General features: G+C 65.5%; 19 protein-coding genes. 13 read left to right on the top strand and 6 right to left on the bottom strand.

Going from position 1 to position 20,782, the window contains the following annotated elements; translation table 11 throughout:
- Window positions 1–48 precede the first annotated feature (48 nt).
- Window positions 49–1,059, top strand: a complete 1,011-nt coding sequence (locus GL279_RS10180) for an acyltransferase family protein (RefSeq protein ID WP_155064524.1) — start codon at window positions 49–51, stop codon at window positions 1,057–1,059.
- A 7-nt stretch (window positions 1,060–1,066) separates the two neighbouring features.
- Here GL279_RS10180 and GL279_RS10175 read toward each other — a convergent pair whose 3' ends face one another.
- The gene (locus GL279_RS10175; protein ID WP_155064523.1) at window positions 1,067–2,230 is read right to left on the bottom strand and encodes an alpha-hydroxy acid oxidase; all 1,164 of its coding nucleotides are present in this window, start codon (window positions 2,228–2,230) and stop codon (window positions 1,067–1,069) included.
- A gap of 11 nt (window positions 2,231–2,241) precedes the next feature.
- On the bottom strand, window positions 2,242–2,628 hold the full coding sequence (locus GL279_RS10170; RefSeq protein WP_155064522.1) for a hypothetical protein: 387 nt from the start codon (window positions 2,626–2,628) through the stop codon (window positions 2,242–2,244).
- A gap of 99 nt (window positions 2,629–2,727) precedes the next feature.
- On the opposite strand from GL279_RS10170, the gene GL279_RS10165 reads away from it, so the two are divergent.
- The 3 genes from GL279_RS10165 to rpoD all read left to right on the top strand — a co-directional run bounded on the left by GL279_RS10165 (window position 2,728) and on the right by rpoD (window position 7,461).
- Window positions 2,728–3,312 carry a TetR/AcrR family transcriptional regulator gene (locus tag GL279_RS10165; RefSeq protein WP_155064521.1) on the top strand — a complete coding sequence of 195 codons (585 nt, stop codon included), beginning with the start codon at window positions 2,728–2,730 and terminating at the stop codon, window positions 3,310–3,312.
- A 70-nt stretch (window positions 3,313–3,382) separates the two neighbouring features.
- Entirely contained in the window at window positions 3,383–5,308 is a 1,926-nt protein-coding gene (dnaG, locus tag GL279_RS10160) for a DNA primase (RefSeq protein ID WP_155064520.1), read from the top strand.
- Window positions 5,309–5,472: 164 nt separating this feature from the next.
- Window positions 5,473–7,461, top strand: a complete 1,989-nt coding sequence (rpoD, locus tag GL279_RS10155) for an RNA polymerase sigma factor RpoD (protein WP_155064519.1) — start codon at window positions 5,473–5,475, stop codon at window positions 7,459–7,461.
- A gap of 66 nt (window positions 7,462–7,527) precedes the next feature.
- Here the strand turns inward: rpoD and GL279_RS10150 are convergent, their stop codons facing one another.
- Window positions 7,528–8,076, bottom strand: a complete 549-nt coding sequence (locus GL279_RS10150; RefSeq protein WP_155064518.1) for an NADPH-dependent FMN reductase — start codon at window positions 8,074–8,076, stop codon at window positions 7,528–7,530.
- A gap of 142 nt (window positions 8,077–8,218) precedes the next feature.
- Between GL279_RS10150 and GL279_RS10145 the strand changes: the two genes are divergently transcribed.
- The 6 genes from GL279_RS10145 (at window position 8,219) to GL279_RS10120 (ending at window position 13,576) form a co-directional block, all read left to right on the top strand.
- Window positions 8,219–9,691 (top strand): DNA recombination protein RmuC, encoded by a 1,473-nt coding sequence (locus GL279_RS10145; protein ID WP_155064517.1) that lies wholly within the window; start codon window positions 8,219–8,221, stop codon window positions 9,689–9,691.
- Window positions 9,688–10,113, top strand: a complete 426-nt coding sequence (locus tag GL279_RS10140) for a secondary thiamine-phosphate synthase enzyme YjbQ (RefSeq protein WP_155064516.1) — start codon at window positions 9,688–9,690, stop codon at window positions 10,111–10,113. Before GL279_RS10145 ends, GL279_RS10140 begins: the two co-directional genes overlap by 4 nt.
- A gap of 94 nt (window positions 10,114–10,207) precedes the next feature.
- Window positions 10,208–11,077: an ABC transporter permease gene (locus GL279_RS10135; protein WP_155064515.1), complete on the top strand. Its 870-nt coding sequence runs from the start codon at window positions 10,208–10,210 to the stop codon at window positions 11,075–11,077.
- Complete coding sequence (locus GL279_RS10130) at window positions 11,074–11,883, top strand: ABC transporter permease (RefSeq protein WP_155064514.1); 810 nt, start codon at window positions 11,074–11,076, stop codon at window positions 11,881–11,883. Before GL279_RS10135 ends, GL279_RS10130 begins: the two co-directional genes overlap by 4 nt.
- Entirely contained in the window at window positions 11,880–13,034 is a 1,155-nt protein-coding gene (locus GL279_RS10125; RefSeq protein ID WP_155064513.1) for an ABC transporter ATP-binding protein, read from the top strand. The genes GL279_RS10130 and GL279_RS10125 overlap by 4 nt, the downstream gene beginning before the upstream one ends.
- A gap of 98 nt (window positions 13,035–13,132) precedes the next feature.
- Window positions 13,133–13,576: a pore-forming ESAT-6 family protein gene (locus GL279_RS10120; RefSeq protein WP_155064512.1), complete on the top strand. Its 444-nt coding sequence runs from the start codon at window positions 13,133–13,135 to the stop codon at window positions 13,574–13,576.
- Between the two features lie 598 nt (window positions 13,577–14,174).
- On the opposite strand, the gene GL279_RS10115 is transcribed toward GL279_RS10120, so the two are convergent.
- Window positions 14,175–14,936 carry a hypothetical protein gene (locus tag GL279_RS10115; RefSeq protein ID WP_155064511.1) on the bottom strand — a complete coding sequence of 254 codons (762 nt, stop codon included), beginning with the start codon at window positions 14,934–14,936 and terminating at the stop codon, window positions 14,175–14,177.
- Between the two features lie 93 nt (window positions 14,937–15,029).
- Window positions 15,030–15,371: an MmcQ/YjbR family DNA-binding protein gene (locus GL279_RS10110; protein ID WP_155064510.1), complete on the bottom strand. Its 342-nt coding sequence runs from the start codon at window positions 15,369–15,371 to the stop codon at window positions 15,030–15,032.
- A 154-nt stretch (window positions 15,372–15,525) separates the two neighbouring features.
- Between GL279_RS10110 and cysS the strand changes: the two genes are divergently transcribed.
- The 3 genes from cysS to GL279_RS10095 are packed head-to-tail and all read left to right on the top strand — an operon-like array spanning window position 15,526 to window position 19,406.
- Window positions 15,526–16,944 (top strand): cysteine--tRNA ligase, encoded by a 1,419-nt coding sequence (cysS, locus tag GL279_RS10105; RefSeq protein ID WP_155064509.1) that lies wholly within the window; start codon window positions 15,526–15,528, stop codon window positions 16,942–16,944.
- Window positions 16,945–16,974: 30 nt separating this feature from the next.
- Window positions 16,975–18,597 carry a citramalate synthase gene (gene cimA / locus GL279_RS10100; RefSeq protein WP_155064508.1) on the top strand — a complete coding sequence of 541 codons (1,623 nt, stop codon included), beginning with the start codon at window positions 16,975–16,977 and terminating at the stop codon, window positions 18,595–18,597.
- Window positions 18,594–19,406, top strand: a complete 813-nt coding sequence (locus tag GL279_RS10095) for a squalene/phytoene synthase family protein (protein ID WP_155064507.1) — start codon at window positions 18,594–18,596, stop codon at window positions 19,404–19,406. Before cimA ends, GL279_RS10095 begins: the two co-directional genes overlap by 4 nt.
- Window positions 19,407–19,455: 49 nt before the next feature.
- On the opposite strand, the gene eno is transcribed toward GL279_RS10095, so the two are convergent.
- Complete coding sequence (gene eno / locus GL279_RS10090; RefSeq protein WP_155064506.1) at window positions 19,456–20,733, bottom strand: phosphopyruvate hydratase; 1,278 nt, start codon at window positions 20,731–20,733, stop codon at window positions 19,456–19,458.
- Window positions 20,734–20,782 lie beyond the last annotated feature (49 nt).

The raw sequence follows: 20,782 nt of genomic DNA, 5'->3' as shown, positions 1-20,782 counted from the left end.
CGAGCGGGGCTTCGGCGAAAGTCCGCTCATTATCCCGGGTCCGCATTGATGAAACGTATTCATTCCCTTGACTATCTCAAGACCGTTTTTGCCGTTCTGGTCGTGTTCGCGCATACCAACTGGATGCAGGCGAACATGTCGCCGCGGGTCTTTGTCGTGGGCAACGGGCTGCTGCGCATGCTGGTGCCGCTGTTTTGCGTCATCGCGGGCTATTTCCTGTTCCATGCCGTGCAGCGGGGCAAGACCCGGAAATGGTTGCTGCGCGTGCTGATGCTTTATGTGTTCTGGATGGCGCTTTATTACCCGCATTGGCGGGGGCAGGTGACGGGGCTGCGGTCGCTGGGCACCACGCTGTTCTGGGGCTATCTGCATCTGTGGTTTCTGAGCGGGCTTTTGCTGGCCGGGCTGGCGCTGACCGGGCTGCTGGCGCTGGGGCGGCGGCTGGCGCCGGGCTGGGAGATCTGGTTCGTCATCCTGCCGGCGACACTTTGCGCGCTGGTCGGGGTGACGCTGGAATATCTGGACCTGTCGGGCCTCGCTTCGGTTTCGGCGCAGCGCTATCGCAATGGGCTGTTCCTGTGTTTTCCCTTTCTTGTCATCGGTTTCATGCTGAGCCGGCAGATGGCGGGCGGCAATCCCATCGCCGGGCGGCGCCGGCTTCTGGCAGTTGCGGCGCTGGGGCTGGGACTGCTGTGCCTTGAGGCATGGCTGGTGCAGAGCTGGCGCGGCACCGGGGTGATGATCGAGATCCCGGTAATGACCTATCTGGCGGTGCCGGCGGTCTTCCTGCTGGTGTTGGGGGTCGACGCGCCGCCGCAGGCCGTCGATCTGGGGCTGATCTCGGCCTCGATCTATTTCCTGCATATCTGGGCCTTCGAACTGGGCTATCTGCTGGGCTTCGATACCCGCTGGGAGCTGTTGCTGATCGGGGTCAGCGTGCCGACCCTGATCGCGCTGCTCTATGGTGCCCTTGTGCCGCGTTCACGCCGGCTGATGCGCCGGGGTGGGGCGGCACGCCGCGCCGAGGCGGCGCAGCCGCCGGTCGAGCCCGCGTCCTAGCCCCGTCCTAGCACCAGGGGGTCAGGAAATCCGGCGGCAGCAGCAGGTTGTGCCGGCCAAGGTTGCGCACATCACGTTCGCCGCAGAGCGCCATGGTGATGTCCAGTTCCTTGCGGATGATGTCCAGCGCCTTGGTCACGCCGGCTTCACCCATGGCGCCCAGACCATAGATGAAGGCGCGGCCGATATAAGTGCCCGTGGCCCCCAGCGACAGCGCCTTGAGAACGTCCTGACCCGAGCGGATGCCGCTGTCGAGATGCACCTCGACGCGGTCGCCCACCGCCGCGACGATCTCGGGCAGCATCCGGATCGAGCTGACCGCGCCATCCAGCTGCCGGCCGCCATGGTTCGACACGATGATTGCATCGGCACCGAAATCGGCGGCGATGCGGGCATCCTCGGCGTCGTTGATGCCCTTGAGGATCAGCTTGCCGCCCCAGAGGTCGCGGATGCGGGCGATCTTGTCCCAATCGAGTTGCGGATCGAATTGCTGGGCCGTCCATTCGATCAGCGACGACGGATCGCCGACGCCCTTGGCATGGCCGACGATATTGCCAAAGAACCGCCGCTTGGTCCGCAGCATCTCAAGACCCCAGCGCCAGCGCGTGGCAAGGTCCAGCATCACCGGCAGTGTCATCTTGGGCGGCGCCGACAGGCCGTTCTTGAGATCCTTGTGCCGCTGGCCAAGGATCTGCAGATCCAGCGTCAGCACCAGCGCCGAGCAATTGGCGCGCCGGGCCCGTTCGATGATCGCTTCAAGGAAATCCTGATCGCGCATGACGTAAAGCTGGAACCAGAACGGGGCCTGCGTTGCCGCCGCCACATCCTCGATCGAACAGATCGACATGGTGGACAGTGTGAAGGGCACGCCGAATTTATGCGCTGCCTGCGCGGCCTTGATCTCGCCATCGGCCGATTGCATGCCGGTCATGCCAACCGGGGCCAGCGCCACCGGCATGGTCACGTTCTGGCCGATCATGGCGCTGGCGGTACTGCGCCCGCTCATGTCCACGGCGACGCGCTGGCGCGGCCTGATGCGGGCGAAGTCGCTGCAATTCTCGCGGAAGGTGCTTTCCGTATAGCTGCCGCTTTCGGCGTAATCGTAGAACATGCGCGGCACGCGCCGGCGATAGAGGGTCTTGAGGTCGTCGATGCAGGTGATGACCGCCATGGGTCTGTCCTTCAGTCTTGGGTCGTCGTCGTCGTGGCGGCCGGTTGGGTTGCGGGCTCGGCTGCGGGGGGCGGGCAATCGGCCTGACCCTCGGGGCAGTCGAGCGAGGTCTTGCGCAGGGCGGCGGCGCGGGCGCGCAGCGCCTCGGCCCGGGCGGTCAGCGCGCTGTCCGAACCCGGCCCCGCACCGGCCGATGCGCTCAGCCCCGCCGCGCGCGCGCTGAGCGCATCGCGGGTCTGTTGCGGATCACGGGCCGCGTCGCGGGCATGGCCGGGCAGCTGCGGCTCGGCCAGAACCTGATCCGTGGGCAGCAGCGCGGGATAGTCGCCGATCCGGTCGCTGCAGCCCGCCAGTGCGCCCGCCGCCAGAACGGCCAAACCGATCACTCCTGCCTTCATGTCCTCGCATCCTTGCCGAATTGCCGCAACATAGGCGCGGGGGCGGGGCAGGGGCAAGATACGGCTTTCCCGATCCCGGACCCCGGCCTAGAAGACGGCATGGCCCGAACCCAAGGATCCAAGGCAGAGATCACCGGTCCGCTGATCCGCGACGCGGCGCGGCGGCTGTTTGCGCGCCATGGCTATGCCGCCGTCTCGATGCGCCAGATTGCGGCCGAGGTCGGCGTGCAGGTCGGCACGCTTTACAGCTATACCCCCGACAAGCAGGCGCTGCTGGCCGATCTGCTGCGCAGCCATATGGAGTTCCTGCTGGCGCGCTGGCAGGACGATGCCAGCCGTCCGGCGCCCGAGCGGCTGCATGCCTTCCTGCGCTTTCATGTCTCGACCAGTCTCGAACATCCCGAGGACGTGTTCCTGTCCTATATGGAGCTGCGCAACCTGACGCCCGAGAACCGCCGCGCGCTGGCCCTGCTGCGTCGGCGCTATGAGGATGCCTTGCAGGCGATCCTGGCCGATGGTGTGGCGCAGGGCAGCATGGTGGTGCCGGACCTGCGGCTGACCACGATGGCGCTGATCGCCATGCTGACCGGGGTGACGAACTGGTATCGCGAGGGCGGGCGGCTGGACCGCGACCGGGTGGTCGCGACCTATTGGGATCTGGTGCGCGGCGCGGTGGGGGCGTGATGACGGGGGGCACAAAGTCTTGCGACAGCGGGGCTGTTCAAAAGCTGCCGCGCGACCGATATAAAGGCCTATGAGCCTTTCGCCCCAGTTCCTTGACGAGATCCGCGCCCGCGTGCCTTTGTCGCGCGTCATCGGGCGCAAGGTGGTGTGGGATCTGCGCCGCTCGAATCAGGCCAAGGGCGACTGGTGGGCGCCTTGCCCGTTTCACGGCGAAAAAACCGCCTCGTTCCATGTCGATGACCAGAAGGGCTTTTATTACTGCTTTGGCTGCCACGCCAAGGGCGACGCGCTGACCTTTCTGCGCGAGGCCGAGGGCATGAGCTTTATCGAGGCGGTCGAGCTTTTGGCATCCGAGGCCGGGCTGCAGATGCCCGAACGCGATCCGCGTCAGGTGCAGCGCGCCGACCGCCGGACCGAGCTGGTCGAGGTGATGGAGCAGGCGGTGCGCTGGTTTCGCATGCAGCTGGGCATGGGCGTGGCGCAATCCGCGCGCGACTATCTGACCCGGCGCGGTCTGGATGCGGCGGCCTGCGAGCAATTCGGCATCGGCTTTGCCCCCGACCAGCGGCAGGGCCTGTTCAACGCGCTGCGCAGCAAGGGCGTCGCCGATGCGCTGATCGTCGAGGCCGGGCTTTGCGCCAAGCCCGACGACGGCGGCGCGCCCTTTGACCGCTTTCGCGGCCGGATCATGTTCCCGATCCGCGACGCGCGCGGGCGCTGCATCGCCTTTGGCGGCCGCTCGCTGGACCCGAACGCGCGGGCGAAATACCTGAACTCGCCGGAAACGCCGCTGTTTGACAAGGGGCGCAACCTTTACAACGTCGGCCCGGCACGGGCGGCGGTGGCCAAGGGCAAGCCGCTGTTGGTGGCCGAGGGCTATATGGACGTGATCGCCTTGGTGCGCGCCGGTTTCGAGGGCGCGGTGGCGCCGCTGGGCACCGCCATCACCGAGGATCAGCTGCGGCTGATGTGGCGCATCTCGCCCGAGCCGGTGATCGCGCTTGATGGTGACAGCGCCGGGCTGCGCGCGGCGATGCGGCTGATCGATCTGGCGCTGCCGATGACGGCGCCGGGGCAGGCGCTGCGTTTCGCCTTTCTGCCCGAGGGGCAGGATCCCGACGACCTGATCCGGGCGCGCGGCGCCGGCGCCATGGCGGCGGTGCTGGACGAATCGCGCCCGCTGATCGACCTGCTGTGGCGGCGCGAGACCGAGGGCCGCGTCTTTGACAGCCCCGAACGCAAGGCCGCGCTGGACAAGGTGCTGGGCGAGGCCATCGCCAGAATCCCCGACAAGGACACCCGCGACCATTACTTTGCCACGCTCAAGAACCTGAAATGGGAGATGTTCGGCGCGCGCCGGCGCGAGGCGGCCCCGCAGGGGCAGGCCCGTCAACCATGGCAGCCGCGCGGCATGCGTGTCGCGCTGCCGGTTGCGCCGGCGGCACCGACGCGCGCCTCGCGCCTGTCCTCGCCCGAGGCTGGCGAGCGCGACGCCGAGGCGCTGATCGAGGCGATGATCCTTGCGATCTGCGCCACGCATCCGCAGCTGATCGGCGCCGTCGAGGCGCGGCTGGAGCGGCTGGACCCCGAGGATGCCGACCGCGCGCAACTGGTCCACGATCTGCTCGCGGGCAGCCAGTCGCAGGCCGGGCAGCGCGCTCTTGAAAGCATCATGGCCGAGCCCCATGTCAGGGCGGCTCCGGCCATCCTGCGTTCGCAGGATGGCACCGGCGCGGCCGAAATTCTGACCAATGCCCTCGACCGGATCGAGGCGCGCCGGGTCGCCCGCGAAGAGATCGCCCGCGCCGAGGCCGAGATCGAGGGGCTGGCGGACGAGGGGCTGACATGGCGCGTGGCGCAGTCGAACCGGGCCCGTCAGAATGCCGATCACGCCTCGCTTTCGGACCTGTCGGATTTCGGCGAGGACCGCGAGGCGCTGGTCGCACAATTGCGGGCCGCGATCGAAAACCAGATATGGCGCAAGCCGCGCCGTTGACCCCTCAGCGGGGCCGCCATTCGCGGCAGTCCCGAATCATGAATGGAATCACTGCAGGTTCCGTCCGGTGCAGGCTTTGAAATCCGCCCGCGATTTGAATAGAACCGGCCGACAAGCCGACCCGATTCGCTGATTCGCGAATCATTCGCCTCAAGGGAGCCAGCATGGCAGCCAACGACGACGACCAGAAGCCCGACACCAAGGACGACGATCATTCGCTGGACATGTCGCAGGCTGCGGTCAAGCGCATGATCGCCGAAGGGCGCGAGCGTGGTTACATCACCTATGACCAGCTCAACGCGGTGCTGCCGCCCGAGCAGGCCAGCTCGGACCAGATCGAGGACGTGATGTCCATGCTCTCGGAAATGGACATCCGCGTCGTCGAGAATGACGAAGAGGCCGACGAGGGCGAGACCGGCGGTCAGGTCGCCACCACCAGTTCGGGCTCGCGCGAGGTGGCCATCGCCACCACCGAGACCGAAAAGCTGGACCGCACCGATGACCCGGTGCGCATGTATCTGCGCGAGATGGGCTCGGTCGAGCTGCTGTCGCGCGAGGGCGAGATCGCGATTGCCAAGCGCATCGAGGCCGGCCGCAACACCATGATCGCCGGCCTGTGCGAAAGCCCGCTGACCTTCAAGGCGATCACGCTGTGGCGTCAGGAGCTGCTGGACGAAGACATCCTGCTGCGCGACGTGATCGATCTGGAAACCACCTTCGGCCGCTCGATGGATGAGGATGGCGACGAGGAAGAGGTGCTGCCCGAGCCCGGCGATGCGCCGCGCGCCGAAGCCGCCCCGGCCAGCGAGGAGGCCGAGCTTGACGCCGACGGCAACCCGATCCTGCGCGCCGAGGATGAGGACGAGGACGAGGACGGCCAGAACCTGTCGCTTTCGGCCATGGAAGCCTCGCTCAAGCCCAAGGTTCTGGAAACGCTTGAGGCGATTGCCCAGGGCTACGAAGAACTGGCGCATATGCAGGACAACCGCATGTCCGCCACGCTGAACGAGGACGGCAGCTTTTCCGCCGCCGACGAGATCGCCTATCAGCATCTGCGCTCGCGCATCGTGGCGCTGGTCAACGAACTGCATCTGCACAACGCCCGGATCGAGGCGCTGGTGGACCAGATCTATGGCATCAACCGCCGCATCGTCACCATCGACTCGGGCATGGTCAAGCTGGCCGATGCCGCCCGCATCAACCGGCGCGAGTTCATCGACGCCTATCGCGGCTCGGAACTGGATCCGACCTGGGTCGATCGCATGTTCGAGAACAAGGGCCGCGGCTGGCAGACCCTGTTCGACAAGTCTCGCCGTCAGGTCGAGGATCTGCGCGGCGAGATGGCGATGGTCGGCCAGCACGTCGGCGTCGACATCGAGGAATTCCGCCGCATCGTGAATCAGGTCCAGCGCGGCGAGAAAGAGGCGCGTCAGGCCAAGAAGGAAATGGTCGAGGCCAACCTGCGTCTGGTGATCTCGATTGCGAAAAAATACACGAACCGTGGCCTGCAATTCCTTGATCTTATTCAGGAAGGCAACATCGGCCTGATGAAGGCGGTGGACAAGTTCGAATACCGGCGCGGCTACAAGTTCTCGACCTATGCGACCTGGTGGATCCGGCAGGCGATCACGCGTTCGATCGCGGATCAGGCCCGCACGATCCGCATCCCGGTCCATATGATCGAGACGATCAACAAGCTGGTCCGCACCGGCCGCCAGATGCTGCACGAAATCGGCCGCGAGCCGACGCCGGAAGAGCTGGCCGAAAAGCTGCAGATGCCGCTGGAAAAGGTTCGCAAGGTGATGAAAATCGCCAAGGAGCCGATCAGCCTTGAAACCCCGATCGGGGACGAGGAAGACAGCCAGCTGGGCGATTTCATCGAGGACAAGAATGCCGTGCTGCCTTTGGACAGCGCCATTCAGGAAAACCTCAAGGAAACCACAACCCGGGTTCTGGCCAGCCTGACCCCACGCGAAGAACGGGTTCTGCGCATGCGTTTCGGCATCGGCATGAACACCGACCATACGCTGGAAGAGGTCGGCCAGCAGTTCAGCGTCACCCGCGAACGCATCCGCCAGATCGAGGCCAAGGCCCTGCGCAAGCTGAAGCACCCGTCGCGGTCGCGCAAGCTGCGCTCGTTCCTCGACCAATAGGGCCGGCGCTGGCCACATGATCCATAGAACCGGGGCCGCGCGGCATATCGCGGGGCCCCTGCCGTTTCAGCCGTGCTTTTCCACGAATGCCACGAAGGCATCGACATAGGCCGCCAGGAACTTGCGCAGCGGCTCGTCGCTGATGCTGCCATCGGCGGCGACGGCTTCGGGCTTCCATTGGATATAGGCTTCGGGCTGGGCCATGATGATCATGCCAAGGTTCAGCATGTCGCCTTTCAGCCGCGCCTGTCCGACGGCCGTGCCGATGGCGCCCGGCGAGGTGCCGGTGATCGCGGCGGGTTTGTCGGCCCAGCTGTTGGCGCCATAGGGGCGGCTGCCCCAGTCCAGCGCGTTCTTGATGACGCCGGGATAGCTGCGGTTGTATTCCGGCGTCAGTGCCAGCACCGCGTCGGAATGCTCGACCCGGTCCTTGAGCCGGGCCACGGCGTCCGGCAGGTGGTCCCAAAGCTCCTCATTGTAATGCGGCAAATCGCCGATATGCAGCTCATGAAAGGCCAGCCGGCCCTCGGCCAGCTTTTCCAGCGCCTTGGCGAGCTTACGGTTGATTGAATCCTTGCGAAGCGAGCCGATGATCAGCGCGACTGATTTGGCCATGACAATCTCCGATGATGGTTTCTGCCTGCGAAAGCTAAATCCGGTCTTGAAGCTTGGATAGGGGGCTTTCGGTTGCAATTCCGGGGCAAAAGGGGAACAGTCGCCGCGGATAACCAGAACAACGAACGGGCAGGAACCGCCGATGCAAGCGCAGCTGGGGCAGGAAATTCAACGATGGCTGGCAGATTCAGGCAATCTGCAGGTGCTGGCTGTGCTGCTGCTGGTCGGGTTCCTGACGGCCTTCGTTGCGCTGCGGCGAACGCGGCGTTCGGCCACGGATGCCGCCGAGGCGGCGCGCCAGAGCGAGGCGGAACTGCGCGACCGGCTGGAACGCCTGAACCGCCAGTTGCACGACCAGCAGCTGGCCGGCGGTCGTCTGGAGGCCCGGGGCGAGTCGCAGGCGCAGCGGCTGGGCGAGCTGGTCGAAGAGCGCGACGGGTTGACCGATGCGCTGCACCGCGAACGTCAGGCGCTGGCCGTGGTGCAGCGTCAGCTGGCAGAGACCCGGCTGGCCGCTGAAAAAGACCGCGAAGCGGCAGATCGCGACATCGCCACCCTGCGCGAATTGCGCGAAGAGATGACCGGCCAGTTCCGCCTGCTGGCGCATGAGACGCTGAAATCCCAAGGCAGCGAGATGCAAAAGGCGCAGGGCGAGCAGTTGCAATCGCTGCTGAACCCCTTCCGCGAGCAGGTGCACCGCTTTCAGACCGAATTGCAGGCCCGCAACAAGGCCACGGATGAGGAACGCGCCCGGCTGAAGGAGCAGATCGAATATCTGCACAAGCGATCCGAGGACATCTCGCGCGAGGCGGTGGCGCTGACCCGCGCGCTGAAGGGCGACAGCCAGAAACGCGGCGCCTGGGGCGAGATGATCCTTGAGCGTATCCTTGAGGATTCCGGGCTGATCGCCGGCACGCATTATCTGACCCAGTCCAGCCAGACCGATGCCGAGGGCCGGCGCTGGCGCCCGGACGTGATCGTGAAAATGCCGCAGAAAAAGCTGCTGATCGTCGACAGCAAGGTTTCGCTGGTGGCCTATGAAGAGGCGGTGAATGCCGAGGATGCCGCGCTGCGCGAGGCGGCGCTGCGTCGCCATGTCGCGGCCATGCGCACCCATATCCAGCAGCTTTCGGCCAAGGGCTATCAGGCGCTGGACGAGGGCTCGGTCGATTACGTGCTGATGTTCATTCCGGTCGAGGGCGCGTTTTCCGAGGCACTGCGCATCGATCCGGACCTCGCGCGCTTTGCCATGGAAAACCGCGTGGGCCTGTCGACGCCGACCACCTTGATGCTGACGCTGCGCACCGTCGATCACATCTGGACCGTCGAGCGGCGCGAATCGAATGCCATGCAGATCGCGGCGCGGGCGGGCCAGCTTTATGACAAGTTGCACGGTTTCGTCGGCGCCATCGAAGAGGTCGGCACCGCGCTGGACCGGGCGCAGAAAAGCCATGCCACGGCGATGGACCGGCTGACGCGCGGCTCGGGCAATGTCATCCGGCAGGCCGAGATGCTGCGCGAACTGGGCGCACGCACGCAAAAGCGGCTGGCGCTGGACCATGATGCCGGCGCCTTGCCGCCGCCCGACAGCGATCTGGGCGAGGCAGCGGAATGAGCCTGCACCGGCTTGGCATCGCAACCCATGGTCCCGCCTGCCACGAGATCACCAGCGAGGTCGCGGACTGGCTGCGCAGCATCCGTGCGGCTGACGGGGTGGTCACGCTGTTCGTCCGCCACACCTCTTGTTCGCTGCTGATCCAGGAAAACGCCGATCCCGATGTGCAGGTCGATCTGCTGGCCTGGCTGAACCGCATCGCGCCGCCTTCCGATCACCCGACGATGGGCTGGATCACCCATCGCGACGAGGGGCCCGACGACATGCCGGCGCATCTGAAGGCGGCGGTTCTGCCGACCAGCCTGCAAATCCCGGTCGAGGCCGGGCGCATGACTTTGGGCCGTTGGCAGGGTATCTATCTGGTCGAGCATCGCCGCCATCCGCATCGCCGCGAGGTGGTGGTGAAGTTTCAGGCAGGCTGACGAAAGCTGCGGCGCGGGCGGCAAAAACGGCTTCCCCTTAACGGGATGTTGTGAAAGCTTGCGTAACAAAAGGGCAGGCAGCAAAGACAGCGGCATGGCAACGGGAAACCAGACTCAGGACAGACAGGGGCTGACACTGATCGCCCCGCCTTTCCTTTACGCCGTGCTGGTCATGGCGGCGCCGCTGCTGACCATCGTGGCCTATTCCTTTCTCAAGGACGGCTATCTGACCGTCATCCGCGAATTCACGCTGGAGAATTACCGCGCCGTCTGGGCCGACCCGATCTTTCACAAGATCATGTTACGGTCCCTGGGCGTGGCCGGGCTGGTGACGCTGGTCACGGTGGCGCTGGCCTTTCCGGTGGCCTATTTCCTGTCCTTCGTGGTGGATCCGCGAAAGAAATCCATGTGGCTGTTTCTGATCACCATTCCGTTCTGGACCAGCTACCTGATCCGGGTGTTTCTGTGGAAGGTGATCCTTGGCTATAACGGCGTGGTCAACTCGGGCCTGAAATCGCTGGGCATCATCGAACAGCCGCTGAGCTTTCTGCTTTATAACGTCAATTCGATGGTGATGACGCTGGCCCATGCCTACGCGCCCTTTGCCATCCTGCCGATCTATATTGCGCTGGAAAAGATCGACCGTTCACTGCTCGAAGCCGGGCGCGATCTCGGCGAAAGCCGGGCAATGACCTTCTGGCGCGTCACCTTGCCACTGGCCATGCCGGGCGTGGTGGCGGCGTCGCTGATCGTTTTCATTCCGACCATCGGCGATTATGTAACGCCGGCGCTGATCGGCGGCGGCAAGATTCCGATGATCGCCAACATGATCCAAAGCCAGATGCTGGATCAGGACAACCGACCGATGGGTTCGGCGCTGGCGGTGACGGCGATGCTGATCGTCGCGGCGATCAGCCTGATCTTCATGGCGATGAACCGGCGTTTCCTGAAGGTGCGGCAATGAAGCCCGGTGCCGGCCTGCGCGCCTATGCGCTGCTCTATCTGCTGTTTCTCTATGCGCCGATCCTGCTTTTGCCGGTCTTTGCGTTCAACTCGGGCACGATCATCGCCTTTCCGCTGAAGGGGTTTACCACCCAGTGGTTCACGCAGATGTTCGAGAATGCCTCGCTGCGGCAGGCACTGGGCAATTCGCTGACCATTGCGGTCAGCTCGTCGATCTTTGCGACCTGCCTTGGCATCTTTGCCGCCCGCGCCTCGACCCGGTTCGATTTTCCCGGCAAGGGCCCGGTCATGGGGCTGATCATGCTGCCGCTGGTCCTGCCCGAGATCATCGTCTCGATTTCGCTTCTGGTGGTGCTGTTGTCGCTGGGCGTGCAGCTGACCGTGCTGACGGTGATTTTGGGCCATACGCTGATCTGCATGCCCTATGCCACGGTGATCCTGTCCACGGCCTTCAACTCGCTCGACCGCTCGCTGGAAGAGGCGGCCTATGATCTGGGCGAAACCCGGTGGAGCGCGTTCCGGCTGGTCATCCTGCCCCTGGTCATGCCGGGCATCATCTCGTCCTTGCTGATGAGCTTTACCATCAGCCTTGATGAATTCATCATCGCCTTCTTCCTCGCCGGGAACGAGCCGACGCTGCCGACCTATATCTATAGCCAGCTGCGCTTCCCCAAGCAGATCCCGATGATCATGGCGCTGGGGACCATGCTGGTGGTGCTGTCAGTGATCCTGCTGACCGTCGCCGAATATTTCCGCCGTCGCGGCATCGCCAAGACCGGCGCCACCGATAGCGGAGGCTTCCTATGAGCACCCAATCCAGCGCCGCCGCCTATCGCGCGCGCACAGCCACGGCCAAGCCGATGATCGAATGCCGCGATGTGCAGAAATATTATGGCGATTATCATGCGCTGCGCGGCATCGACCTGACCATACGCTCGGGCGAGTTCTTTTCGCTGCTGGGGCCGTCCGGCTGCGGCAAGACAACGCTGCTGCGCACCATCGCAGGGTTTGAGGATATCTCCTCGGGCGTGGTGCTGATCGACGGGCAGGACATGCAGGGGGTGCCGGCGAAACGGCGTCCGACCAATATGGTGTTTCAGTCCTATGCCATCTTCCCGCATCTGACGGTGGCCGAAAACGTGGGCTTTGGCCTGCGCCGCGATCCGCGCTCGAAGGCGGAAAAGGCGGCGGCGGTTGAAGAGGCTTTGGCGATGGTCGGGCTCAAGGGCTATGGCAACCGCGCCAGCCACGCGCTGTCGGGCGGCCAGCGCCAGCGGGTCGCGCTGGCCCGGGCGCTGATCCTGAAGCCCAAGGTTCTGCTTCTGGACGAGCCGCTGTCTGCACTGGATCGCAAGATGCGCGAGCAGATGCAGGTCGAGCTGATCAAGCTGCAGCGTCAGGTCGGCATCACCTTCGTGCTGGTCACTCATGATCAGGAAGAGGCGCTGGTCATGTCCGACCGCATCGCCGTGATGTTCGAGGGCCAGATCGCCCAGCTGGACGGGCCCGAGGCGCTTTATGCGCACCCGACCAGCCGCCGGGTGGCGAACTTCATCGGCGTGATGAACTTTTTGCCCGCCCGCATCCTTGGCGAAAGCGCCACCGGGGTCGAGGTGGACGTGCCGGGGCTGGGCCGGGTCGAGATCCCGGCCGCCAATATCAGCCATGCCGATCCGGGCGATGAGGGACCTTCGGTCGGCTTCCGCCCCGAGGCGGTGTCTCTGCTGGGTGCGCATCAGCAGACCGGCGCCCGCGTCACGCCCGGCGTCATCGACGAAGTCGTCTATTACGGCGACATGACCTATTACGACGTGCGTCTGGATGGCTCCGCCGGGTTTGACGGCAAGGCGCGGCCCGTGCGCATCGCCATGCGCAACGTCTTTGGCCGCGAGGTGCAGGATGTCGGCACCCGCGCGAATGTGAGCTGGTCTCCGGGGTCTTTGGTGCTTTTCCGCTGAAATCGCGCCCCATGCGCAAGAACTTGCCGGGTCGTGATTTGCGACCGGCGGGCTGGCGTGCCACCCTTGGCCGGCAATGCAAACAGACGGAGATCGAGATGATCGCACGTTCCGCCATTCTGGCCGCCTTCGTGGCCACCCTGACCGCCGGCGCATCCCTGGCGCAAGAAGCCACCCCCGCGCCCGCGACCGGCGATGCCCCTGCCGCTGGCGCGGCCCCGGCGGCTCCTGCCGCAGCGGATGCCGGCGCCGCCTATGAAAGCGCCCGCAACCAGCTGGGCGTGCTGAGCTATTGTCAGGAAAAGGGTTATATCGACGGCAAGGCAGTCGAGACCCAGAACAAGCTGCTGACCATGATCCCGGCCGGCGACACCGCCAAGGGCGATGCCGCCGAGGCCAAGGGCAAGGAAGGCACCGTTTCGGCCATGGGCGTCGAACGCTCGCTGGCCGATGCAGCGACCGAGCAAAAGACGACCGAGGACGCGCTGTGCAAGCAGATGGACGCACTGCTGCAACAGCTTGCGACGCAAGTGCCGAGCTGAGCGGCCTCGACCGGCTGCCATCGGGCCCTTCCCGCACTGCGGGAGGGGCCTTTTCGTTTTCGGGCGGGTGCGAGGGCGTGAGGCCAGCGTCTGCCTGCCGCGTCGGGCTTGATCATTGGCGGACTGTGCACAGGGGGAGCAGGGTCCGCCTTTCCAAGCATACGGCTTGCAGCTCATTCCCAGCAATGCCCTCTGCGCGAGATTGGCGAAGACGCAGAGCTCAAACCCGCTGCCGGACTATACCGTTTTCCGGCTCGCTCGCCTTGCGCGACCTGAGCCGGTGCTGGTCAAAGGGGCGAAGCCCAAGGCAGCCGTCATCATCGGAACTTGAGTCAAAAAGATTGCAGGGGGCCGTTGCCCTGTCAGCTCCGCACCTGCAGAGGGTCCAATCGCCAACCGCACGCTATCCAGCTAGCCCGTGATAGCGCGGAAAATCGGCGTGCAGCTTAGCATGCCGTCGCAAGCTGCTAAGCTTTAGGAAAAGCCCATCCGACAATGAAGCCAACCCGCGCGTCGCACCAGCTTGGCCCGAACTGCGCACACTTCCCGCCGCGGAGAAGGCGGGCCATCGCTAGCCTGCCTTATCGCAACGCCCGCCCTACAGCCGATGTGTGCGCGGATCGCGCAGGGCGGGTTCGCGCTCGGCTTCCTGCGGAGCGGGGCGGGCTGCATGGGCCGAGGCGCTGCGCTCTCCTTCATCGGCCCGATCCGGCGCGGGCTTGGCGTCGATGATGTCGCGCACCAGCGCGGCGGCATCGCTGAAGTCGCGGATGATGGTGCTGGCCTGTCCGGCCACACCGCGAAACCCGGCGACGGCCGAGCTCAGCGACTGCATCACGCCATCCATCCCCTGGCTGAGGCTGGCGGTGTTCGACTGGATTTCCTGCATCAGATTGGGCCGGGCCTTGCGGGTCGGGCGCGGCCGCTGCGCGCGGGGCGCTTCGTGATCGCGCTCGGGCGCGGTGCGGCTGGTCGGGGCGGGCCGGTAAAAGCCCGGGGCCTGCGTATCCCGCGGCTTGGGGCGGGGCTGGCGATCGCCGTCGCCCGCGATCAGTGCGGCGATATGGCGCGCGGCATAGACCGTGCCCGCAGTCGCTGCGGCGGCGGCCAGCGCGGTGCCGCCCCAGACCAGCCATTTCGCGCTTTGCGAGGGGCGCGGATAGGCGCGGGTGCCGTCCGGCGACACCTGACCCGAGGGCGGGATCCGCCGCGATTCCGACGGGCCGGCGGCGGCGCGATGCCCTTCGGGGACCGGGCGCGGGCCGAAACGGGTCTCGCTGTCGGCATCGGCCTCGGGGCGGAGGTGAACGCGGCCTTCCGGCTCGGGGTGGTGCGGGGCGGGCTTGTCGGTCGGGCGCATGGGCATGGTCCTTGGTGCGAAACGCATTGGCTGGGGCTCAACCCCTTGGGGCGGGTGAATGTTCCGCCGCCGGCAGGGCCAATCCTGCCGGTTCTAGAGCGGCGGCAAGGCCGCCTGCGCCGCCCGCGTCAGCCCGGCGCGGACGATGCGATAGGAATGGCGGATGCGGTGCGCCAGCTCGTCCGGCGCCGCATCAAGGGGCAGGGCGACCCAGCTTGCATGCAGATAGGGCGCGCGTTCCGCAGCCCCGGTTTCGATCAGGAAGGCGGCAGTCTCGACGCTGTCGGTCTTGACCGAGACATGCGTGCCCACGGCGCCGGTGACGGCGAATGTCTTGCCTCCGACCTTCCAACAGTCATGCCCGCCGCCCCAGGGGTCCGACCATTCGGCCCCCGGCTGTGCGGCACAGATTTCATTGACAAGTTCGCGGCTCATGGCACGAGTTTTGCAGCCTCTCTTGGCAGAGGCAAGGTGATGCGTTAAGGCGGGCGCATGAAGTGCTGCACCATCACCATCTGCTGCATCATTACCGGCTGAAATACAGGCGGGCGGATCATGGTGACCTGATGACGCCCGCAAAGGGGAAGTCATGGTCGAGATCAAGCTGACGAATACCAGGACACGCAGCAAGGAAGTGTTCCAGCCGCTGGATGCGGGCAATGTGCGGCTGTATCTGTGCGGCCCCACGGTCTATGACCGCGCGCATCTGGGCAATGCCCGGCCGGTGGTCGTTATCGACGTGCTGGTGCGGCTGTTGCGCCATGTCTATGGCGCGGATCACGTCACCTATGTGCGCAACTTCACCGATGTCGATGACAAGATCAACGCGACGGCGCTGGCCCGCCAGCAGGCCGGCGCGCCCGGCACGCTGGAGGATCTGATCCGCGAGCGGACCGAGGAAACCATCGGCTGGTATCACGCCGACATGGATGCGCTGGGGGCGACGCGCCCGGACCATGAGCCGCGCGCGACCGATTACATCGCCCAGATGATCGCGATGATCCAGACGCTGATCGAGGGCGGCCATGCCTATGCCCGCGACGGCCATGTGCTGTTCCGGGTGCGCTCTTATGCGGAATATGGCCGGCTGTCGGGCCGCTCGGTCGATGACATGATCGCGGGCGCGCGGGTCGAGGTCGCGCCATTCAAGGAAGAGCCGATGGACTTCGTGCTGTGGAAGCCCTCGGATGCCGATCTGCCGGGCTGGGACAGCCCCTGGGGCCGGGGCCGTCCGGGCTGGCATATCGAATGCTCGGCCATGTCCTATGAGCTGCTGGGTGACAGTTTTGACATCCATGCCGGCGGGATCGACCTGCAATTCCCCCATCATGAGAACGAGATCGCGCAAAGCTGCTGTGCGCATCCGCAGGGCGAATTCGCCCGGGTCTGGCTGCATAACGAGATGCTGCAGGTCGAGGGCAAGAAGATGTCCAAGAGCCTTGGCAATTTCTTCACCGTCCGCGATCTGCTGGATCAGGGCATCCCCGGCGAGGTGGTGCGGTTCGTGCTGCTGTCGACGCATTACCGCAAGCCGATGGACTGGACGGAAGAAAAAAAAGACCAAGCAAGAGATGTATTATGGGAGTGGCGGTTGATCACGGATGGAGTGGAACCTGCTCCGATCCCTGACCAACGTATTCTCGCTGCTCTGTCCGACGATTTGAACACGGCAGAGGCAATTTCAATCCTGCATCGGTTGAAGGACGATCCAAGCCAACTCCTGACCTCGGCCCGCTTGCTAGGGTTTCTAGAGCCAGGAATGGGTCAATGGATGGAGCATGACCTCGGCGTGGCCCAAAGCATGATTGTCAGTGTCGATGAGGTGCTGACCGATCTGACGGGGCGTCTTGCCGGTTTGAGACAGCTTGCGATGGAAACCAAGGACTTCTCAGCCTTGGATGAGCTGAAAGGCAGAATAGTCGATGCTGGGGTCGAAGTCAGGATGAGTAAAGCGAACGTTGAGCTCATTCCCGGCCCTCGTTTCGATCCTGCCCGACTGCCGCAATAGTGCCATCAGCCAGCCAATGGGGTTTTCCCGATGACGCGCCAGCGCCTCTACCTCTACGACACCACCCTGCGCGACGGTCAGCAGACGCAGGGCGTGCAGTTCTCGGCTGCTGAAAAGACCGAGATCGCGCTGATGCTGGATGCGCTTGGCGTCGATCATATCGAGGGCGGCTGGCCCGGTGCCAATCCGACCGACAGCGAATTCTTTGCCGCCGCGCCCGCGACCCGCGCCACGATGACGGCGTTTGGCATGACCAAGCGCGCGGGCCGTTCGGCGGAGAATGACGAGGTGCTGGCGGGCGTTCTGAACGCCGGCACACCCGCCGTTTGTCTGGTCGGCAAGACGCATCCTTTCCACGTGCATGAGGCGCTGGGGATTTCTCTGGAGGAAAACCTCGACAATATCCGCGCCTCGGTCGCGCATCTGGTGGCCGAGGGGCGCGAGGCGCTGTTCGATGCCGAGCATTTCTTTGACGGCTATGCCGAGAACCCCGATTATGCCGTCCTGTGCCTAAAGACCGCGCTGGAGGCGGGCGCGACCTGGGTCATCCTGTGCGACACCAATGGCGGCACCCTGCCGGCCGAGGTCGGGCGCGTGACGCGCGCGGTCATCGTCGCCGGCATTCCGGGAGCGCGTCTGGGCATCCACACCCATGACGACACCGGCAATGCGGTCGCCTGCGCGCTGGCCGCCATCGATGCCGGCGCCCGCCAGATCCAGGGCACGCTGAACGGTCTGGGCGAGCGTTGTGGCAATGCCAGTCTGACCACACTGATCCCGACGCTGATGCTGAAGGAGCCCTATCGCTCGACGCTGGAGATCGGCGTGACGGCGCAGGGGCTGTCGCAGATCACCCGCATCTCGCGCCGGCTGGACGAGATCCTGAACCGGCCGCCGCTGCGCGCCGCACCCTATGCCGGCAGTTCGGCCTTTGCCCACAAGGCCGGGCTGCATGCCAGCGCCATCCTGAAGAACCCCGCGACCTATGAGCATGTCGATCCGGCGCTGGTCGGTAATCAGCGCATCATCCCGATGTCGAACCAGGCCGGGCAGTCGAACCTGCGCGCGCGTCTGGCCGAGGCCGGGATCGAGGTCTGCCGCGACGATCCGGCGCTGGCCCGCATCCTTGATCTGGTCAAGCTGCGCGAGGATCAGGGCTATGCCTATGACGGCGCGCAGGCCAGTTTCGAGCTGCTGGCCTTGGGCGAGCTGGGCCGGATGCAGCATTTCTTTGACGTCGAGCGCTACCGCGTCACGGTCGAGCGGCGCAAGAACGCGATCGGGCGGCGCATCTCGGTGTCCGAGGCGGTGGTGGTGGTGCGGATCGGCGGCGAGCGCATGTTGTCGGTCAGCGAAAGTGTCGATGAGCAGGGCGAGGATCTGGGCCCGGTCAACGCGCTGTGGCGGGCGCTGGCCAAGGATCTGGGCCCCTATCAGGCCAATATCAGCGACATGCATCTGGTCGATTTCCGCGTGCGCATCACCGGCAGCGGGGTGGATGCCACGACGCGCGTCATCATCGAAAGCGCCGACGGGCAGGGCCGCCGCTGGGCGACCGTGGGCGTCTCGCCCAATATCGTCGATGCGAGTTTCGAGGCGCTTGTCGAGGCGATCCGCTGGAAGCTGATCCGCGACGGAGTGAAACCGGCATGAAACTTGACGCCTGCGGCGCACTGCTGCGCGAACATGACCCGGAGCGGTTCGGCATCTGCCTGCTGGCCGATCCGGCCGCGCGGCCGAAGCTGCTGACGCTTTACGCGCTGAACCTTGAGCTGGCGCGCGCGCCTTTGGCCTCGGCCGAGCCGCTGATCGCCGAGATGCGCCTGCAATGGTGGGTCGAGCGGCTGCAGGCGATCGGCGCCGGGCAGGTGCCCTCGCATGAGTTGCTGACGCCCCTGGCCGAAGCTTGGGGGGCGCGGGCGGCGGCGTTCGCCGCTCTCGCCGAGCCGCGCCGCCGCGACTGCCTGCGTGAGCCGCATGACGGGCCCGAGGCGGTGGCTGAATATGTGCGCGGCACCGCAGTGCCCTTGGCGCTGTTCGCGGCGGAGGCGATCAGCGGCGAGGTCGGCGGCGGGGGTTTCACACCCCCGCACTCCCGTGGGATATTTGACCACGAAAGAAGTGCGGACGTGATCGCGGCGCAGGTCGAGGGGGTGGGGCTCGCGCAATGGCTGGCGGCCCTGCCGGCGTTGCAGGGCATGGACTTGGGGCTGTGGGATGCTTCGCCCGAGGTGCTGGGCCAGATCGCGACACTGGCGCGCGAACGGCTGGCGGTGGCGCGGGCCGGGCGGCGGCTGGTGCCGCGACGGCTGGCGCCGGTGCTGTTTGCCGGGGCGGGCGTGCAGCCGACGCTGGCAGCGGCGCCGCAGGGGATCGAGGCGCTGGCCGAGGCGCGCCCTTCGGAGTTTCGCAGGCGTTGGGCGCTGATGCGGCTGGGGCTGACGCATCGCTGGTGGATATGAAAAAGGGCGGCCCGCAAGGACCGCCCTGATCGTTTCTGGTGGGCCGGGATCAGCCGCGCAGGATCGAGGTGCCGGCGTAGACGGCCGAGGCGCCCAGAGCCTCTTCGATGCGGATCAGCTGGTTGTATTTCGCCAGCCGGTCCGAACGCGCCAGCGAGCCGGTCTTGATCTGGCCGCAGTTGGTGGCCACGGCGAGATCGGCGATGGTCGCGTCCTCGGTCTCGCCTGAGCGGTGCGACATGACCGAGGTGTAGCGGGCGCGGTCGGCCATGCGCACGGCGTCCAGCGTCTCGGTCAGGGTGCCGATCTGGTTGACCTTGACCAGCAGAGAGTTGGCGCAGCCCTTGGCGATGCCCTCGGCCAGACGGGCCGGGTTGGTCACGAAAAGATCGTCGCCCACCAGCTGCACGCGGTTGCCCAGCGTGTCGGTCAGCAGTTTCCAGCCGTCCCAGTCATCCTCGGAACAGCCATCCTCGATCGACAGGATCGGGTAGTCGTTGCAGAGCGCTTCCAGATAGGCGACGTTTTCGGCCGGGGCCAGGGATTTCCCTTCGCCCTTCATCTCATACTTGCCGCCCTTGAAGTACTCGGTCGAGGCGCAGTCCAGCGCCAGCATGATGTCCTCGCCCGGGGTATAGCCCGCCTTCTCGATGGCCTTCAGGATGAAGTCCAGCGCATCTCGGGTCGAGGAGAGGTTCGGGGCAAAGCCGCCCTCATCGCCGACGCCCGTGGCCAGACCCGCCGCCGAGAGTTCTTTCTTCAGCGTGTGGAACACTTCCGAGCCCATGCGCACGGCTTCGCGGATGTTTTCCGCGCTGACCGGCATGATCATGAATTCCTGAATGTCGATCGGGTTGTCGGCATGTTCGCCGCCGTTGATGATGTTCATCATCGGCACCGGCAGGACATGCGCGCCCGTGCCGCCGACATAGCGGTAAAGCGGCTGCGCGCTGGTTTCGGCAGCAGCCTTGGCGGCGGCCAGCGACACGCCAAGGATCGCATTGGCGCCAAGACGGCCCTTGTTGTGGGTGCCGTCCAGCTCGATCATCAGGCGGTCGATGCCGATCTGGTCGGTGACGTCTTCGCCGATCAGGTTCTCGGCGATCTCGCCGTTGACGGCATTGACGGCTTCCAGCACGCCCTTGCCCATGTAGCGCGACTTGTCGCCGTCGCGTTTTTCCACGGCCTCATGCGCGCCGGTCGAGGCGCCCGAGGGCACGGCGGCGCGGCCCATGGTGCCGTCTTCCAGGGTCACGTCGACCTCGACGGTCGGGTTGCCCCGGCTGTCCAGAATCTCGCGCGCGTAAATGTCGATGATGGCGGTCATTGTCTTCCGTCCCCTCATGGCAATGATTGACGGTTGTTTAGCGACCTTC

This window comes from Paracoccus limosus (assembly GCF_009711185.1).
GTDB classification, from domain to species: Bacteria; Pseudomonadota; Alphaproteobacteria; order Rhodobacterales; family Rhodobacteraceae; genus Paracoccus; species Paracoccus limosus.
The sequence above is the reverse complement of the archived record's forward strand: the minus strand, read 5'-3'. Positions and strand labels throughout refer to the sequence as shown.

Excerpts from the sequence above, each read along its gene's own strand:
- dnaG (WP_155064520.1), top strand. The coding sequence starts at position 3,383 with ATGAGCCTTTCGCCCCAGTTCCTTGACGAGATCCGCGCCCGCGTGCCT.
- cimA (WP_155064508.1), top strand. The coding sequence starts at position 16,975 with ATGACGCGCCAGCGCCTCTACCTCTACGACACCACCCTGCGCGACGGT.
- GL279_RS10140 (WP_155064516.1), top strand. The coding sequence starts at position 9,688 with ATGAGCCTGCACCGGCTTGGCATCGCAACCCATGGTCCCGCCTGCCAC.
- GL279_RS10130 (WP_155064514.1), top strand. The coding sequence starts at position 11,074 with ATGAAGCCCGGTGCCGGCCTGCGCGCCTATGCGCTGCTCTATCTGCTG.
- cysS (WP_155064509.1), top strand. The coding sequence starts at position 15,526 with ATGGTCGAGATCAAGCTGACGAATACCAGGACACGCAGCAAGGAAGTG.
- GL279_RS10175 (WP_155064523.1), bottom strand. The coding sequence starts at position 2,230 with ATGGCGGTCATCACCTGCATCGACGACCTCAAGACCCTCTATCGCCGG.
- GL279_RS10180 (WP_155064524.1), top strand. The coding sequence starts at position 49 with ATGAAACGTATTCATTCCCTTGACTATCTCAAGACCGTTTTTGCCGTT.
- GL279_RS10095 (WP_155064507.1), top strand. The coding sequence starts at position 18,594 with ATGAAACTTGACGCCTGCGGCGCACTGCTGCGCGAACATGACCCGGAG.
- GL279_RS10150 (WP_155064518.1), bottom strand. The coding sequence starts at position 8,076 with ATGGCCAAATCAGTCGCGCTGATCATCGGCTCGCTTCGCAAGGATTCA.
- GL279_RS10110 (WP_155064510.1), bottom strand. The coding sequence starts at position 15,371 with ATGAGCCGCGAACTTGTCAATGAAATCTGTGCCGCACAGCCGGGGGCC.
- GL279_RS10135 (WP_155064515.1), top strand. The coding sequence starts at position 10,208 with ATGGCAACGGGAAACCAGACTCAGGACAGACAGGGGCTGACACTGATC.
- GL279_RS10125 (WP_155064513.1), top strand. The coding sequence starts at position 11,880 with ATGAGCACCCAATCCAGCGCCGCCGCCTATCGCGCGCGCACAGCCACG.
- rpoD (WP_155064519.1), top strand. The coding sequence starts at position 5,473 with ATGGCAGCCAACGACGACGACCAGAAGCCCGACACCAAGGACGACGAT.
- GL279_RS10120 (WP_155064512.1), top strand. The coding sequence starts at position 13,133 with ATGATCGCACGTTCCGCCATTCTGGCCGCCTTCGTGGCCACCCTGACC.
- eno (WP_155064506.1), bottom strand. The coding sequence starts at position 20,733 with ATGACCGCCATCATCGACATTTACGCGCGCGAGATTCTGGACAGCCGG.
- GL279_RS10115 (WP_155064511.1), bottom strand. The coding sequence starts at position 14,936 with ATGCGCCCGACCGACAAGCCCGCCCCGCACCACCCCGAGCCGGAAGGC.
- GL279_RS10145 (WP_155064517.1), top strand. The coding sequence starts at position 8,219 with ATGCAAGCGCAGCTGGGGCAGGAAATTCAACGATGGCTGGCAGATTCA.
- GL279_RS10170 (WP_155064522.1), bottom strand. The coding sequence starts at position 2,628 with ATGAAGGCAGGAGTGATCGGTTTGGCCGTTCTGGCGGCGGGCGCACTG.
- GL279_RS10165 (WP_155064521.1), top strand. The coding sequence starts at position 2,728 with ATGGCCCGAACCCAAGGATCCAAGGCAGAGATCACCGGTCCGCTGATC.